This is a genomic window from Clostridium sp. 10cd* (genome assembly GCF_044336395.1).
Taxonomy (GTDB): domain Bacteria; phylum Bacillota_I; class Bacilli_A; order Erysipelotrichales; family Erysipelotrichaceae; genus Clostridium_AQ; species Clostridium_AQ innocuum.
In genome coordinates, this window is record NZ_CP172347.1 from 358843 (window position 1) to 373088 (window position 14246).

Consider the following 14246-nt stretch of genomic DNA (forward strand, 5'->3'; position numbering starts at 1 on the left):
TTATGCGAACAGAATATCCTTCATGGTATACATACCCGGCTTCTGTGTAACGGCAAAGCGTGCAGCGCGCAATGCCCCATTCACAAAAATTTTACGGCTGTTGGCAGTGTGCTTGATTTCGAAGATTTCATCATCTCCGAAAAAGTAAACATCATGCTCCCCTGCAACTGTGCCGCCGCGCACGGCGTGTATACCGATTTCCTTCTGTCGTTTCCCTACAAAACCGTTCCTTCCGTGTACCTCCCGGTATGTATGCTCCCTGTTCATGGCAGCTACCAGCATTTTGGCGGTACCGCTTGGCGCGTCCTGCTTCTGGTTATGGTGCTTTTCCACAACCTCCATATCAAAGCTTTCCTCCAGCATCGGTGTAATCATTTGCAGAACCTCCTGAAAAACTGCGATTCCAAGAGAGAAATTTGCCTGAAATACAACCGGTGCCACACTGCTCAGCTCTTCCACCTGGCGCTTCTGAATATCATTATGCCCGGTGGTGCCGCAGATATAGGCACATGCATGCTCCAGTACAAACGGCTTGATCCAGGTCAGATTGTCCGGATGAGAAAAGTCAATGATGATATTCACATGCTCCTGCAGGGTGGATACATCCGGATGATTGGTACCGTCGGCAATCATAACGACCTTCATATCGTCGCTCTGCTCAATGGTTTCCACAATCATTTTACCCATTTTCCCATAGCCTGCAACAAGTACATTTAACATAGACCGGCCTCTTTCATTTCATGTAACAGTGCTTTGCGGTGTGTTTCCTCCATTTCACATAACGGAAGACGGTATCCGCCGACAGCCTTGCCCATCATGTTCAGGGCTTCCTTGACAGGGATTGGATTGACCTCGATAAACAGGGCATGAATCAGATCAAGATAGTGTAACTGTGTCGCTAGCGCCGCCTCTGTATTCCCGTTCAGGTAATTGTGCACCATTTCATGTACTTCCTTCGGCATGATATTTGCCCATACGGAAATGACGCCGCTGCCACCAAGCGATAACAGAGGAATGACCATATCATCATTTCCACTAAACATAACGAAATCATCACTCAGATACCGTGCAATGCCTGCGGCATACGCGATGTTTCCGCTTGCTTCCTTGATACCGCAGATGTTAGGGTGTTTGCTTAACACTTTGACTGCTTCCTCGCTGATACTGCATCCGGTTCTGCCCGGCACATTATAGAGAATGATCGGTTTGTCCACAGCATCCGCCACGGCAGTAAAATGGGCAATCATCCCCTGTGCATTTGCCTTGTTGTAGTAGGGAGAAATCACAAGCAGTGCATCGGCTCCCATAGCGGCATATTTCTTGCTCTTATCGACGGCAGTTTCCGTACAGTTGGAGCCGCTGCCGACAATTACAGGGATTCTTCCTTTGATTGTCTGCAGGGTGCATTCCACGACCGCATCATCCTCTTCGTGCGTCATGGTGCTGGATTCACCGGTTGTACCCAGAACCAGAATACCATCCGTTCCGTTTTCCACATGCCATTCCAGAATTTCCTTCAGCTTATCAAAATTCACACTTCCATCCTCATGAAACGGAGTTACCAGAGCGACAATACTTCCTTTAACATTAAACATATGCAACTTCTCCTTTCAGGATCCTTTCGGCAGGACCAAACATGTGGACGTGCTGCTGATCATCGATATCAATATGCAGCTCTCCACGCTTTAATATAATTTTCAGATTTGCGGCACAGCCCTTTTTCTCGTGGGCGATGCGTGCTGCGGCACAGGCACCGGTTCCACATGCCAGCGTCATACCGACACCCCGCTCATACGTTACCATCTGCAGGGTATGCGCATCCACGATTTGCACAAAGTTGACATTTGTCTGTTCTCTGTACAGGGTATGGTGACAGATTGCATGCCCGATCTCATTATAATCAAAGGCAAAGGCATCGGATACAAACACAACAGTATGCACGGTGGACATAAAGAAGCTGTAGACCGTTACGCTTTTATCACCGACAGGCAGCTCATATCCCATGACAGGCTCCTTCAGCGCGTCCACCTGAATGCTTTTGGGTTCGTCATCCCAGGTCCCCATATCAATACGGACCTGAAACGGATCCAGAGACACCCGTGTCACATGCTTGACCCCCGCCAGTGTTTCCACATCATATTCCTCTGCGGTTTCAATTCCCTCATCATAACAGTATTTCGCAAAGCAGCGAATTCCGTTTCCGCACATTGGTGCGCGGGAGCCGTCCGCATTGTAGAATACCATCTCCAGCGGCTTCTGCTTCACCAGAATGCAGCCGTCTGCACCGATTCCCGTATGCCGGTCACAGACATGTTTGACAAAATCTTCAATATTCTTATGCTTTAACAGCTCCCAGTCGGTAATGATAAAATCATTTCCACAGCCGTGATATTTGGTTACCGGAATCATAGGTCAAAGGCCTTTCCAAGCACCTCAACTGCCTTCAGCTTATCCTTTTCCTCGATCGTCAGGGAGATGGAAATCTCACTGGAGGTGATCTGGTAATAGCGGATATTGTGATCGCTGAGTGTCGTCAGAACCTTTGCGGCAATACCACTGTGTGTGGAGATACCGACGCCGACAATCGACAGCTTCACAAACCCAAGCAGACGGGAGATCGGGTAGCGGGAATGCAGCTTATCAATATTTTTCAGTATCACATCCGACTGCTGTTTATTACAGTAAAAGGCAAAATTGACCTTGCCGTCATGGGTTAGCTGCTGGGATATGGTATCCAGATTGATATCCAGCTGTGATATCATCGCAAACAGCGAGTTCAGAAATTTTCCGTCATTGGGCAGATCGTTTACCCTCATAATTGCATAATCTTCCTTGATGCTGATTCCTGTAATCGGCATATCTTCGAGATGCTTCGTTTTTTCCATAATATACGTTCCTTTGTCTAAATTCTCTTCCAGTGCCCTTCCCAGATACAGACGGACACCGTACTTGCTGGCAAGCTCGACGCTTCTTGTTTCCAGTACCCCGGCACCGAGACACGCCATCTGCATCATTTCATTATATGTGATTTCGTGCAAACGTTTCGCATGCGGGTACATTCTGGGGTCAATGGTATACACGCCGTTGACATCGGTAAAGATATGGCACTCCCAGCCCAGCTTGGCCGCAAGTGCAACGGCGGTGGTATCGCTTCCTCCGCGCCCCAGTGTCGTGATGTCACCGACCTCGTTCGCTCCCTGAAAGCCCGCAACCACGACAACCTTGTCATCCTCCAGATGCTGCTTCAGCCGCGTAATGTCAATATCCATGATGCGGGCATGGGAATGGTGATCGCTTGTTATGAAACCGCACTGGTATCCGGTCAGGGATACCGCCGGTACGCCCAGCGCATCAATGGCCATTGCAAGCAGGGTGATGGTTCTCTGCTCACCGGTGGAAAGCAGGGAATCCAGCTCCCGCTCATTGACATGTTCACCAATTTCCTTTGCCATGGCAATCAGCTTGTTGGTTGTCTTTCCCATGGCACTTGCCACAATGACCACCTGATCCCCCTGTGCCTTCAGCTTCGCCGCATGTGCTGCGACTGCTTTAATCTGTGCAATCGTACCGACGCTTGTTCCTCCATACTTCTCTACAACATTCATACCTTGATTTCCTCATCACATTCCAGCTTGCACATATCCTCATATGTTTCACGTTTTACCACAAAGCGCACCTTACCATCCTTTACAAACACAACAGCAGGTCTGCCCAGACGGTTGTAATTGCTTGCCATACTGTAGCCGTAGGCACCGGTTGTATACAAGATTAACAGATCGTTTGTCTGTGCGCGCGGCAGCCGGACGTTTTCCACCAGAATATCTCCGGACTCACAGCATTTTCCGGCAACGGTCACCGTTTCACTTTTTTCCTCGTCCATACGGTTCGCAATATCACATGCATAGGCTGCCTGATACAATGCCGGACGGATATTGTCCGACATACCGCCATCCACAAAAATATACTTTTTGTTTTCCGTCTGCTTCTGATACCCGATGCGGTACAAGGTGGAGCCTGCCTCCGCAACAATGCTTCGTCCCGGTTCAATCATCAGTTTTTCCAACGGCAGCTGATAACGGTCACGCTCCCATTTGCAGGTATCCAGAATTGTCTGGCACACTTCCTGAAGCGGAATCGGGTGATCCTCACTCGTATAGTAAGCCGCAAAGCCGCCTCCCAGATTTAATGCTTTCGTGGTGATGCCGTATGCCTTTTGCATATCGTCCACGAATTTCATCAGTGTCTGAATTTCCGCCACATAGGCATCCTTATCAAAAATCTGAGATCCGATATGGGAGTGGAAGCCTTCAAAGGCAATATTGGGAATACTCGTCAGTGTCTGAATCATATCGCGGATATCCTCCATACGACTGATGGAGATACCGAACTTGCTGTCCAGATGTGCCGTTACAATATATTTATGGGTATGTGCCTCAACGCCCGGATTCACGCGAATCAGTGTACGAACGGTGGTGCCGACACGCTGTGCCGCTTTTACCAGCAGCTCGCATTCCATGGCATTATCGACAACGATGCACCCGACGCCAGCTTCCAGTGCCATAATCAGCTCATCCCATGTTTTATTATTGCCGTGAAAGTAGATCTTTTCCATTGGGAAGCCGGACTGCATGGCGGTATATAACTCACCGCCGCTGACAACATCCAGACACAGACCGTGGATTGCCGCCATCTGAACGATTGCCTTACAGGAGAACGCCTTGGATGCATACAGAACCTCGGTATCAAAATTCTCACTTTGAAACAGCTCGTGAAACTGGCTCATTTTCTGTGTGATTTTGTTCTCATCATACACATATAGCGGAGTACCGCAGGCATTCGCCAGCTGTTCTACGGAAACTCCGGATATTTCCAACACTTTTTTACTCATTTCCATCACCTCATTAAAAAATGCCAGCAGGGGACGCGTACCCTTACTGACATTGTAGTTCACCTTATGACAATAATGATAGCACATCTACTGATGGTAGACAGTCTTATGGATCTTCTCCATAAGCCCACCACAACCCTATGCCTAAGGCTGCAGTTCGGCGGAATTGCTGAAACCAGCTGTCAGGTGTCTGCCGACTCCAGCTGATGTAGTCGCTCCCGCGCCTCTATCTATTTTTCTGTATCATATCACTATTCAAGGTAAATTACAACCGTTTTATGAAAATTAAATGTATAAATTTCATAAAATGAAAATATTTACATGAGGGATGGTTTCCTATATAATAAACATAACATAGAGCAGGGAGGATGAAGGATATGTTAGAGAGAATACAGAAATATCGCAGGGACCTGCATCAGATACCGGAGCTGGAGCTGGAGCTGCCGAAAACACAACGCTATCTGCAAGAGGCGCTCAGGGATCTTCCCTGTTCGTTAAGCTCACCGATTCCAAGCAGTGTTGTGGCTTTTTTTGACGCAGGAAGAAAGGAAAGCATCGCCTTTCGCAGTGATATGGATGCATTACCGGTAACAGAAGCTACCGGCAGAGCGTTTGCTTCCAGACACACAGGATGCATGCACGCCTGCGGACATGACGGTCACATGGCAATGCTGCTGGAGTTCGCACACCAGCTGTCTGCGTATTATAAAGAGCTTCCACACAACGTGGTATTGATTTTTCAGCCGGGAGAGGAAACACCGGGCGGAGCGGAGCCGATGTGCAAAAGCGGTATCTTTGAACAGTATCATATCAAACGGATTTTCGGTTTTCATGTATGGCCAATGCTGGACAAGGGTGTGATTGCCACACGCAGAAACGAATTTATGGCACGCTCCAGTGAGGTGAATATCGATATTACCGGAAAAAGCGCACATGCGGCAAAGTATCAGGAAGGTATTGATGCGATGGAGATTGCGGCGCGCTATCTGCTGGATGTATATACGATGGAACAGGAGGAGCTGTCAGCGGAAACCTATCGTTTACTGCGCTTTGGTTTACTGAAGAGCGGTACGGTTCGCAATGTTGTTTCGAATGCTGCCCGTATGGAAGGAACCCTTCGTGCCTTTCAGGATGAAACCTATCAGTATATGAAAAAGCGTATGCTGGAGCTGGCGAAGCCGTATGAAGAACAGGGGGCAGTGTTCTCTTTTGATATCAATACCGGCTATCCTGCAGTCATGAATGACGCTGCCCTTGTGGATCAGGTGCTGAAGCTGGATCCGAATATCGTGCTGCTGGAGAAGCCTGAAATGATTTCCGAGGATTTTGCCCATTATCAGCGAAGGGTGCCGGGTGTGTTTTTCTTTCTTGGAACAGGTACCGGGATTGCCCTGCATGCTCACAATTTTGACTTCGATGAAGAGGTACTGGAAGCAGGGGTTAAAGAATACTGTAAGCTGAGCAGGATGGAATAAAGCGGATACAGCTATCAGGTATTCCTACAGCATAGAAGGAAAGAGGTATTGTAGCTGTGATTGAAAACTGTTAACGATTTTCTTTCATCAGCAAACAGAGGAAGCAGCTGTAAAGGTGATAAAGAGCACTGTGTCAGTTAAAATCTACGTATTTCAGAGAATGGCTTTATCCTCATAATACGTCAGATATCCTTTATTTCAGATATATAGAGTGAACATCGGATACGTAAAAAGGAAGCTCCGCATCTATAAACAATAGAATGAGGAACTTCTTTTCTTTATGAAGCTATAAAACAAGGAAAACTGATTTTCCGTTATTCAGCGGATGGCTATCGAACGCTCCAGATTAAATGCTCGACTTTTTTACTGTTTACAACCTCATAATCGCTTTTATGACCCTGCGGTCCATAGCTGTAAGTAACACGCTCGCCACATGTTGTTTCATCCCGCAGCCAGTCTTTGCAGGAGGAGTGAATCTGTTTTACTCCTGTATAGGCTATGAGCTCCTTTGCATTCATGGCATCTATACCGCATCCGGCGAGTATTTCGATTCGATCGCCATAACGCTCCTGTAATTGCCGTATGATTTCCTTTCCCTCAAATGCCGTGGGGTAAGTACCGCTCGTAAGCACGCGGTCTACTCCCATATTGATCAGGGTTTCTATTGCTTTGAATGGATCTTTCACATAGTCGAAAGCGCGATGGAATACCACTTGCTTATGGTTCACTTTTGCCAGTGCAGTAATATGCCCACTCTGCTCTGTATCAATATTCCCGTATGCGTCCAGGCAGCCGAATACGATTCCATCGGCACCGTTCTTGATCATATCTCTTGTTTCCTCTACCATAACGTCATAATCCTGTGAAAGATAATGAAATCCAGCACCGCGGGGACGTATCATTGTCATGACGCTTAGCTTCGTATGTTCCTTTATTAAGCGCAGTGTTGCCACACTCGGTGTTAAGCCGCCCATATGCAATGCACTGTTTAATTCAATGCGCTTTGCACCTCCGGCTTCTGCCTGTCGGGCATCATAGTAACTACCGCAGCAGATTTCAATTTGAGTATTCATATAGGTATCCTCCTGTAGCTGATTTTGACTCTAAGGCATGCCGCCTTATTTTGCCAGCTTATACAAGCTTAATGCATATATTTTTGCATTCATGATAATATCCTTGATATCCATCCATTCATCAGGCTGGTGTCCGATTCCCTTTTGACCCGGGAAGCTTGGTCCGAATGGGACGATATTCGGCATCGCCTTTGCATAGGTTCCGCCTGTTGTTGTTACCGGTGTTCCATCCAGACCGCTTACCTGCTCATATGCACTTTGTAACGCTCTGACCATGAAACAGTCCTTTTCAAATCGGACAGGATCATAATTGTGAAGCAGCTGCAGTGTACAGCAGGAATCAAGCTTGGTACGTATTTGTTTCTGTATGTCTTGAATGCTGCAGCAGGCAGGATAACTGAGAGTAAATTGAAATACGACATCCTCCTGCTCTGTACGCAGCGCATACCCGCGCATTTGCATTTCTCCATATTCATCATCGTGATAATCAATGCCTAAACGATTACCGCTTGCTGCACTTTCCAGAAAATACGTGGTAACGAATGAAAAGAATTGCCGCAGATGCGCTTGATCAGCACGAATCTGCAGATTTGCACGACCTCTTTCTCCATATACAACAGGGTATTTACAATCCGGTGTCCATCCCATAACAGGCGGTTTTTCTTTTGAAAGATAATATGTCAAATCCTCAAAACCACTTTCTTCATCCGTACCAAACATGATGCGTACCTGTCTGGACAATGGTATATGCAATCGTTTCAAGGCATAGAGAGCATATAAACAACTCAAGACAGGTCCCTTATTATCAAGGATACCGCGGGAAAAGATACGCCCGTTTTCATCCGTGTAACCGCTGAAGGGAGGATGTGTCCAGCCTTCGCCTGTTTCAACGACATCCAAATGTCCCATGACACCGATATAGTCCTCACTTTCTCCATATTTGGCATATCCTACGTAATTATCCACATTTACAGTTTCGAAGCCGAGTTCTTCTGCTAGTTCCAGGGCTTTATCAAGTGCTTTTTTTACGCCTTTTCCAAAGGGAGCGTTCTTTTGCGGCTCACTCTTGACGCTAACTATTCGTACGACCTCTAAAATTCCCTGTATCATTTCCTCTGAGATTTTGTCAATCTCCGCCAGTATTTTATCTTCCATGCTATTTCTCAATCAATGGTGCCATGCGGGTACTCATATAATTCTCCAGCCATTCACTGCTGGCTTCTTCATGTACGCATTTTCCGTGTTCTCTTTTTGTCACATATACAATCGGCTTTTGTGTCTGCGTTGCGACCGCAAATGAAAATCCCTCGATGTTTGTGGCAACGCCCCATTCTCCTTTGCTGTTCATAGCGACGAGCGATATATCGCCCGCCTTGCCACGCCGTTTTGTAAGCTCCTGGTCGAGCTGTGAAACAGCGATATCACAAGCCTCCTGCGGGTGCTTTCCCTCCTTCATCAATCGAACGATTTCATAAGAGATACACCCCTTCATTAAATCCTCACCGAGTCCTGTAGCACTGGCACCGCCGGTCCTACTGTCCACATAAAAGCCGGATCCTGAAATCGGGGAATCGCCGACTCTGCCTTTTTTCTTCATAAATAAGCCGGAGGTTGAGGTGGCTGCCGTCATATCGCCGTGACTGTCAAGACAGACCATACCTACCGTGTCATGTCCGCTGTATGGCTTGATTTCCAACTCCTGCACATCCTTAACACGATTTTTATAATGAATCTTCGCACGGTCGCTCAACATATTTTTACGTTCAAAGCCCTCTTTGTGCGCAAATTTTTCCGCACCCTCACCGACCAGCAGATTGTTTACGTTTTCCTTGCTTAACCGGCGGGCAATACTGATAGGATTCGCAAAATCCTTAATCGCGGCAACTGCTCCGATATCAAAGGTTGTTCCATCCATATAGGCCGCATCCAGTTCCACTTCCATTTCCTCATTCGGCAGACCGCCGTAGCCCACCGATTTATAGTATGGAAAATCCTCTACCTCTTTAATTGCCGTCTCGATAGCATCACCGCTGATACCATCATTTTCCAATATTCGGGCAGCTTTTTCGATTCCTTCCGCTGCCATTCTCCAGGTTGCTATAATACCCCACATATTCATTCTCTCCTTTCGCATTCATCAGCTATCATATTCTCCTTCATTATAATACCATTTCAGCATATCGTTTCTAAGATCATTTCCTAAAGCCTAGGAAGTATGTGTATACACCAAAAGGGATATCAAGCAAGGGACGGTTCAAAAAAACAGTAGGTGCAGTATATGAATCTGCTTGCATTTTGTGTGTAAGCAGAGATATTTCTGTACGATGCTTTCGGAAATCTCATGAATCTGAGAGGATTTCTTGTTGAAAGCTGATCATATCCGCATAGCCTTGATGAATTACGCATACCGTTCCTTGTAATTGCCCAGCAGCTTCATCCTCCGTACTACACAGAGTGGGAACGAAGGACGGATGAGTTTTTTATTCGATAAAGCCAAAAATATGCTCCGGATGCTTTTCCATTTCATCAAGAATCATCATATCATCATTTGCAATATGACCAACGAGATTACGCTCACTGTCATTTTCTATATCTGTTAACAGAATTTCAATTTCACCGCGATAATGCTTTAGATTGTCATTTACAACTACGACATCTCCGCGATGGAACATTCTCTGTTCACTCATCCGTTCCGGTATTGCTTCTTCTTTGAAAAAGAAACGCGGAAGAGAGCTGCGGATATAGTAGTCGCTGGCATCCTGCCGCCCGGTATGCGGATAGTCAAACAGTGCTTTCTTTTCCGCCGCACAGATATCCTTTTCCAGTTCAATGCGGATTATCGTTTTTGATAGATCAACAGCGGCCATCGCTTTTAACTCCGCTTCACTGGCATATGCATTTCCAATCAATATATCATCAATCAGCTCACAGGCCAGCATACGGCGCAGCTGCACATCAATCGGCTTAGTACGGTGAATCTCTGCGGTTGGAAGTCCGGCAGATACTGGCCATGGACCAAAGGTATTCGGTTCACGGCTGGTCACGAAGGCTGCTGTATGAAGTCCCAGCCCCTTCCATTTCTCATTCAAATTCATAAACAGCTTCCAGCCGATTCCACTGTAGCGTTCCGGATAAAAATTATGGCAGATAGTAACATTATGCGGGTCCGCGCCGTGCTTCAGCAGATAGTCGATTGTGGAATCCATACTTCCGTTAAATTCAATTTTAATGCCGTATTCGTTATGGGTGATTGCCCGATCAAGAAAATCATCAAAGTGACCGTCCAGACGAATGATATCCACATGCATGTCATGAAATACCTTTAAATCCAAAGGTGTGGCTCCCAGGTGTTTGAAAACATCCGGATTGGTATCGACGGCTATTTCATAGCCGAGTGCATGAGCGCGATTCATGAAATCAGTAAACTCCGTAATTATTTCTTCCTTTGCTTTTTGTACCGATAACAAGCATGTAAAAATTCTTGTAAATCCATATCCGGCAGCTGTTTCCATATATGCCTGATCTTTTTCAGGTGTTGAATGCTCCGGATATACGCTGATACCTAATTTGTGCATAAAATGCCCTCCTTATAATACTTTTATTATAATGCAAACAGCATAGGTTATCGCGTATACGGTTTCCTAATGCTAGGAATAAAATAAGTGGCGATTCCTTCAGCACCTCAGTCTCAAAAAGAAAACGGGCGCAATATCCGTCAAGCAATTTGAGTATAAAATACTCTCTTCTTTAAAATACTTCCGGTATAACGCAAGCTACTAGACTACCGCATATACGGTTTTCTAAAAACGAGCATTAGAAAAAGAAAAACTGTTTCCATCTTTTCGTTCTTACATATCCAACTGGCAAAGCGATATCGCAAATAAAAAGGCACAAAATTACATTGTAATCTTGTGCCGAATAGCTATAAACAGAAACATCTGAAAGTGAGTTAGAGCCCAGCTTTTGGGGTTATCTTATTTCTTAAATGATTTAATCAGTTTGATTGCTGTTTTTAGAACTCTTTCTCCGTTCATCATACCATAATCGGAAGCATCAATCACCGCTACCGGAGCCGTTTCTTTGAATCGTCTGTTTGTTTCTTCGTACAGATATTTTACCTGAGGTCCAAGCAAAATACAATCAGGGTGCAGCTGTTCGACAATGTCACCGATTTTAGAATGAGAATATGCCTTTACTTCTAAGGGAAGGCCGTGAGCATCTGCCACATTCTGCATCTCCTGAGCCAGCATACTCGTAGACATACCTGCACTGCAAAATAGATAAATTTTCTTCATATCGTTCTCCTTTCTGCTCTATTTAATCTTGCTTTCAAGCGCTATGATTCTTTCATAATTCTGAATCATTTCGTCAGCAATGATTTTAAAGCTTTCCGCACTCATCAGCTGATCTTCCGCATGGATCAGAAGCAAACCGGTTTCTACTTTTTCGCCGCCTGCTTCCTGCTGAATCATTTTCGCATGAGCTTCATGTCCCTGAAGGAAACTTTTATCTCCCTCTTCAATCATTTCTCTGGCCCTTTCAAAATTCGCTTTTTTAGCCTCCTGTATTGCTTCTATATAGCTGGAGCGAGCCATTCCTACAGCAGAGATAATTTGAAAGCATTGCTTTTCCAAACCTTCCATTACTCATACCCTCCTCTTAAGTGATCTTGATCACGCACTTTTATTATACTAGCCATTGAAAAAAATACTTTTAACACAGTTTCCTAATCATTAGGAAATTGATTATGAAGGAGTGATAGTACTTCCTAGGATGTTAGGAAAACGTTCTACCGTCTCTTTGTATTTCAGTGCCTTATAATGAGTACAGGAAAGAAGGTTTTAAAAATGAACAGATATGAATGGTCGCTGGATGCTTTATATAAAGGCTACGATGACCCCGCTTTTCAAAATGATTTGAAACAGTATCATGATTTACACGACGAGCTTTCTGCACTGACGGAAGAAATGAACACACTGGAGGAATGCTGTGCGGTGAAGGAAGTCCTTCGGCTTTTGGAAAAGGAATATGATTTATCCGGCCGTCTGCACATGTACACGATTTTACGCCAATCCGTGGATACCAATGATAAACAGACTCTGCGATATTTGAATATCATCAATTCGAGAATATCCTCTTATTCCGTCTATCGTTCGCAGTTAAAGGATTATCTGGCACATATAAAGCATATGGACTCCTGCATACAGCAGGACGAAATGCTGAAGGAGTATTCCTTTCTGCTGTATACATTAAAAGATAAGGCCTCTCATTCTCTTTGCAAAGAGGAAGAAGCGATGCTGGCGAAGCTTTCGCAGACAAGTACAGCAGCATTTAGTGATATGTATTATCATTTGACGGCAAATGTCTCCGTGGAGTGTCTGGGGCAAACGATGACTCTGACACAAGTGAAAAATTTATGTCATTCAACTAGCAGAGACGTGCGAAAGGAAGCCTTTCTGTGTGAAATGAAGGCCTATGAATCCATCAAAGAGCCGCTTGCCTTTTCCATCAATAACATCAAGCGTCAACAGCTGATGGAAGCACGTATGCGGGGGTATGAGGATCCCCTGGATAAAATGCTGCAGGATTCCTTCATGAAGAAAGAAACATTGAACACGATGTATGCCGCTGTTGATAAGTATCTGCCTAGGTTTCATGAGTATCTGCGTACAAAAGCAAAGCTGTTGGGATATGATAACGGACTTCCGTGGTATGAAATTTACGCGTCCCTCGGTACGTGCGATATGTCCTTTACAATCGAAGACTGTGAAGCGTATATACAACAGCATTTCAGAAATTTCTCCACTGATTTATATGATATGACAAAGCAGGCAATAGATGAGCATTGGATTGATTATCCAAGCCATACGGGAAAACAGAGCGGGGCATTCTGTGAAAATCTGGCATGGATCAAACAGAGCAGAATCATTACCAATTATGGAAATACCCTGAGTGACATTATCACGGTGGCACATGAGCTAGGGCATGCCTATCATGGAATGCTGGTTGAAAATGAGCGGCCTCTAAATAGAGAATATTGTATGCCGCTGGCAGAAACGGCATCTACATTCAATGAGAATATCATGTATCGTGCTTTAATCAATGATGCGGACCGTGAAAATAAATTGTTCTTAATTGATACGCAGCTGTCTGCGCTCTGTCAGAATATCTGTGATATCACAACCCGCTACACATTTGAAAAATCCGTATTTGAACAGTGTGAGGAAAGGTTTATGTTTGCTTCCGACTTGATGCAGCTGATGCTGGAGGCGGAAAAGAAATGTTTTAAGGACGGGTTGGACCCGAATTGGCTCCATCCGTATCGCTGGATTACAAAAGTACACTATTATATCCCAGATATTGCTTTTTATAATTTTCCATATACCTTCGGCGCCTTATTTTCAAGAGGCCTGTATGCGATGTATGAAAAAGAAGGGGAGGCGTTCCTTCCGAAATATCGCGCCTTGCTGAAGGCATCAACTACGCATACGGTAGAAGAAACAGCGGCCATTGCCGGTATAGATTTGGAGGATGCCGCTTTCTGGGAAGCCTCACTTGAATCCATCACAAGGCAAATGGATGAATTTCTGATATTAGCGAAAGAGACAGCACAGAATCAGGGCTAACCGCATGATTGTATCAGTCTGTCAGCTGCCAGCAGTCAGATAGAAACGGCGTCCAAACAGAAGCTGTTGTATACTGCCGCAAGGGAGGTATTGGGATAACCGTTTTTCTGACAGCAGAGGCTGCAGGACGAAGGCGTCCGGATGTCTGCTTTTCCAATAAAAATCGTTTTATGAGTTTATGTAG

Annotated in this window: 13 protein-coding genes and 1 riboswitch; of the genes, 2 read left to right on the forward strand and 11 right to left on the reverse strand. The window is 45.4% G+C overall.

All coding sequences use genetic code 11. The annotated features are described in order from the left end of the window. Genes dapB through lysA form a run of 5 tightly spaced genes read right to left on the reverse strand, consistent with a single transcriptional unit; the run spans window position 1 to window position 4888 of the window. A complete protein-coding gene (dapB, locus tag ACG3M1_RS01825) occupies window positions 1-720 on the reverse strand; it encodes a 4-hydroxy-tetrahydrodipicolinate reductase (protein ID WP_009270240.1) in 720 nt (239 codons plus the stop codon). Continuing rightward, window positions 714-1595: a 4-hydroxy-tetrahydrodipicolinate synthase gene (gene dapA, locus ACG3M1_RS01830; RefSeq protein ID WP_074747653.1), complete on the reverse strand. Its 882-nt coding sequence runs from the start codon at window positions 1593-1595 to the stop codon at window positions 714-716. Before dapA ends, dapB begins: the two co-directional genes overlap by 7 nt. Beyond that, window positions 1588-2409 (reverse strand): diaminopimelate epimerase, encoded by an 822-nt coding sequence (dapF, locus tag ACG3M1_RS01835; RefSeq protein ID WP_009270241.1) that lies wholly within the window; start codon window positions 2407-2409, stop codon window positions 1588-1590. Before dapF ends, dapA begins: the two co-directional genes overlap by 8 nt. Continuing rightward, window positions 2406-3605, reverse strand: a complete 1200-nt coding sequence (locus ACG3M1_RS01840; RefSeq protein WP_008818304.1) for an aspartate kinase — start codon at window positions 3603-3605, stop codon at window positions 2406-2408. The genes dapF and ACG3M1_RS01840 overlap by 4 nt, the downstream gene beginning before the upstream one ends. Beyond that, window positions 3602-4888, reverse strand: coding sequence for a diaminopimelate decarboxylase (gene lysA / locus ACG3M1_RS01845; protein ID WP_021420825.1), 1287 nt, complete (start codon window positions 4886-4888; stop codon window positions 3602-3604). Before lysA ends, ACG3M1_RS01840 begins: the two co-directional genes overlap by 4 nt. A gap of 71 nt (window positions 4889-4959) precedes the next feature. Further along, window positions 4960-5125: riboswitch (Lysine riboswitch) on the reverse strand. 140 nt (window positions 5126-5265) lie between these two features. Here lysA and ACG3M1_RS01850 point away from each other — a divergent pair. After that, window positions 5266-6363, forward strand: coding sequence for a M20 metallopeptidase family protein (locus ACG3M1_RS01850; RefSeq protein ID WP_022300160.1), 1098 nt, complete (start codon window positions 5266-5268; stop codon window positions 6361-6363). Between the two features lie 329 nt (window positions 6364-6692). On the opposite strand, the gene ACG3M1_RS01855 is transcribed toward ACG3M1_RS01850, so the two are convergent. The 6 genes from ACG3M1_RS01855 to ACG3M1_RS01880 form a co-directional block, all read right to left on the reverse strand. Further along, window positions 6693-7436, reverse strand: coding sequence for a copper homeostasis protein CutC (locus ACG3M1_RS01855; protein ID WP_009270243.1), 744 nt, complete (start codon window positions 7434-7436; stop codon window positions 6693-6695). A gap of 45 nt (window positions 7437-7481) precedes the next feature. Beyond that, on the reverse strand, window positions 7482-8591 hold the full coding sequence (locus ACG3M1_RS01860; protein WP_395814721.1) for a Sapep family Mn(2+)-dependent dipeptidase: 1110 nt from the start codon (window positions 8589-8591) through the stop codon (window positions 7482-7484). Between the two features lies 1 nt (window position 8592). Continuing rightward, complete coding sequence (locus ACG3M1_RS01865) at window positions 8593-9549, reverse strand: N(4)-(beta-N-acetylglucosaminyl)-L-asparaginase (protein ID WP_008818309.1); 957 nt, start codon at window positions 9547-9549, stop codon at window positions 8593-8595. A 367-nt stretch (window positions 9550-9916) separates the two neighbouring features. Continuing rightward, window positions 9917-11011 (reverse strand): DUF871 domain-containing protein, encoded by a 1095-nt coding sequence (locus ACG3M1_RS01870; RefSeq protein ID WP_395814724.1) that lies wholly within the window; start codon window positions 11009-11011, stop codon window positions 9917-9919. A gap of 399 nt (window positions 11012-11410) precedes the next feature. Then, window positions 11411-11731 (reverse strand): PTS sugar transporter subunit IIB, encoded by a 321-nt coding sequence (locus tag ACG3M1_RS01875; RefSeq protein WP_008818311.1) that lies wholly within the window; start codon window positions 11729-11731, stop codon window positions 11411-11413. 18 nt (window positions 11732-11749) lie between these two features. After that, the gene (locus ACG3M1_RS01880; RefSeq protein ID WP_008818312.1) at window positions 11750-12079 is read right to left on the reverse strand and encodes a PTS lactose/cellobiose transporter subunit IIA; all 330 of its coding nucleotides are present in this window, start codon (window positions 12077-12079) and stop codon (window positions 11750-11752) included. Between the two features lie 204 nt (window positions 12080-12283). Between ACG3M1_RS01880 and ACG3M1_RS01885 the strand changes: the two genes are divergently transcribed. Continuing rightward, on the forward strand, window positions 12284-14062 hold the full coding sequence (locus ACG3M1_RS01885) for a M3 family oligoendopeptidase (RefSeq protein ID WP_022300158.1): 1779 nt from the start codon (window positions 12284-12286) through the stop codon (window positions 14060-14062). Window positions 14063-14246 lie beyond the last annotated feature (184 nt).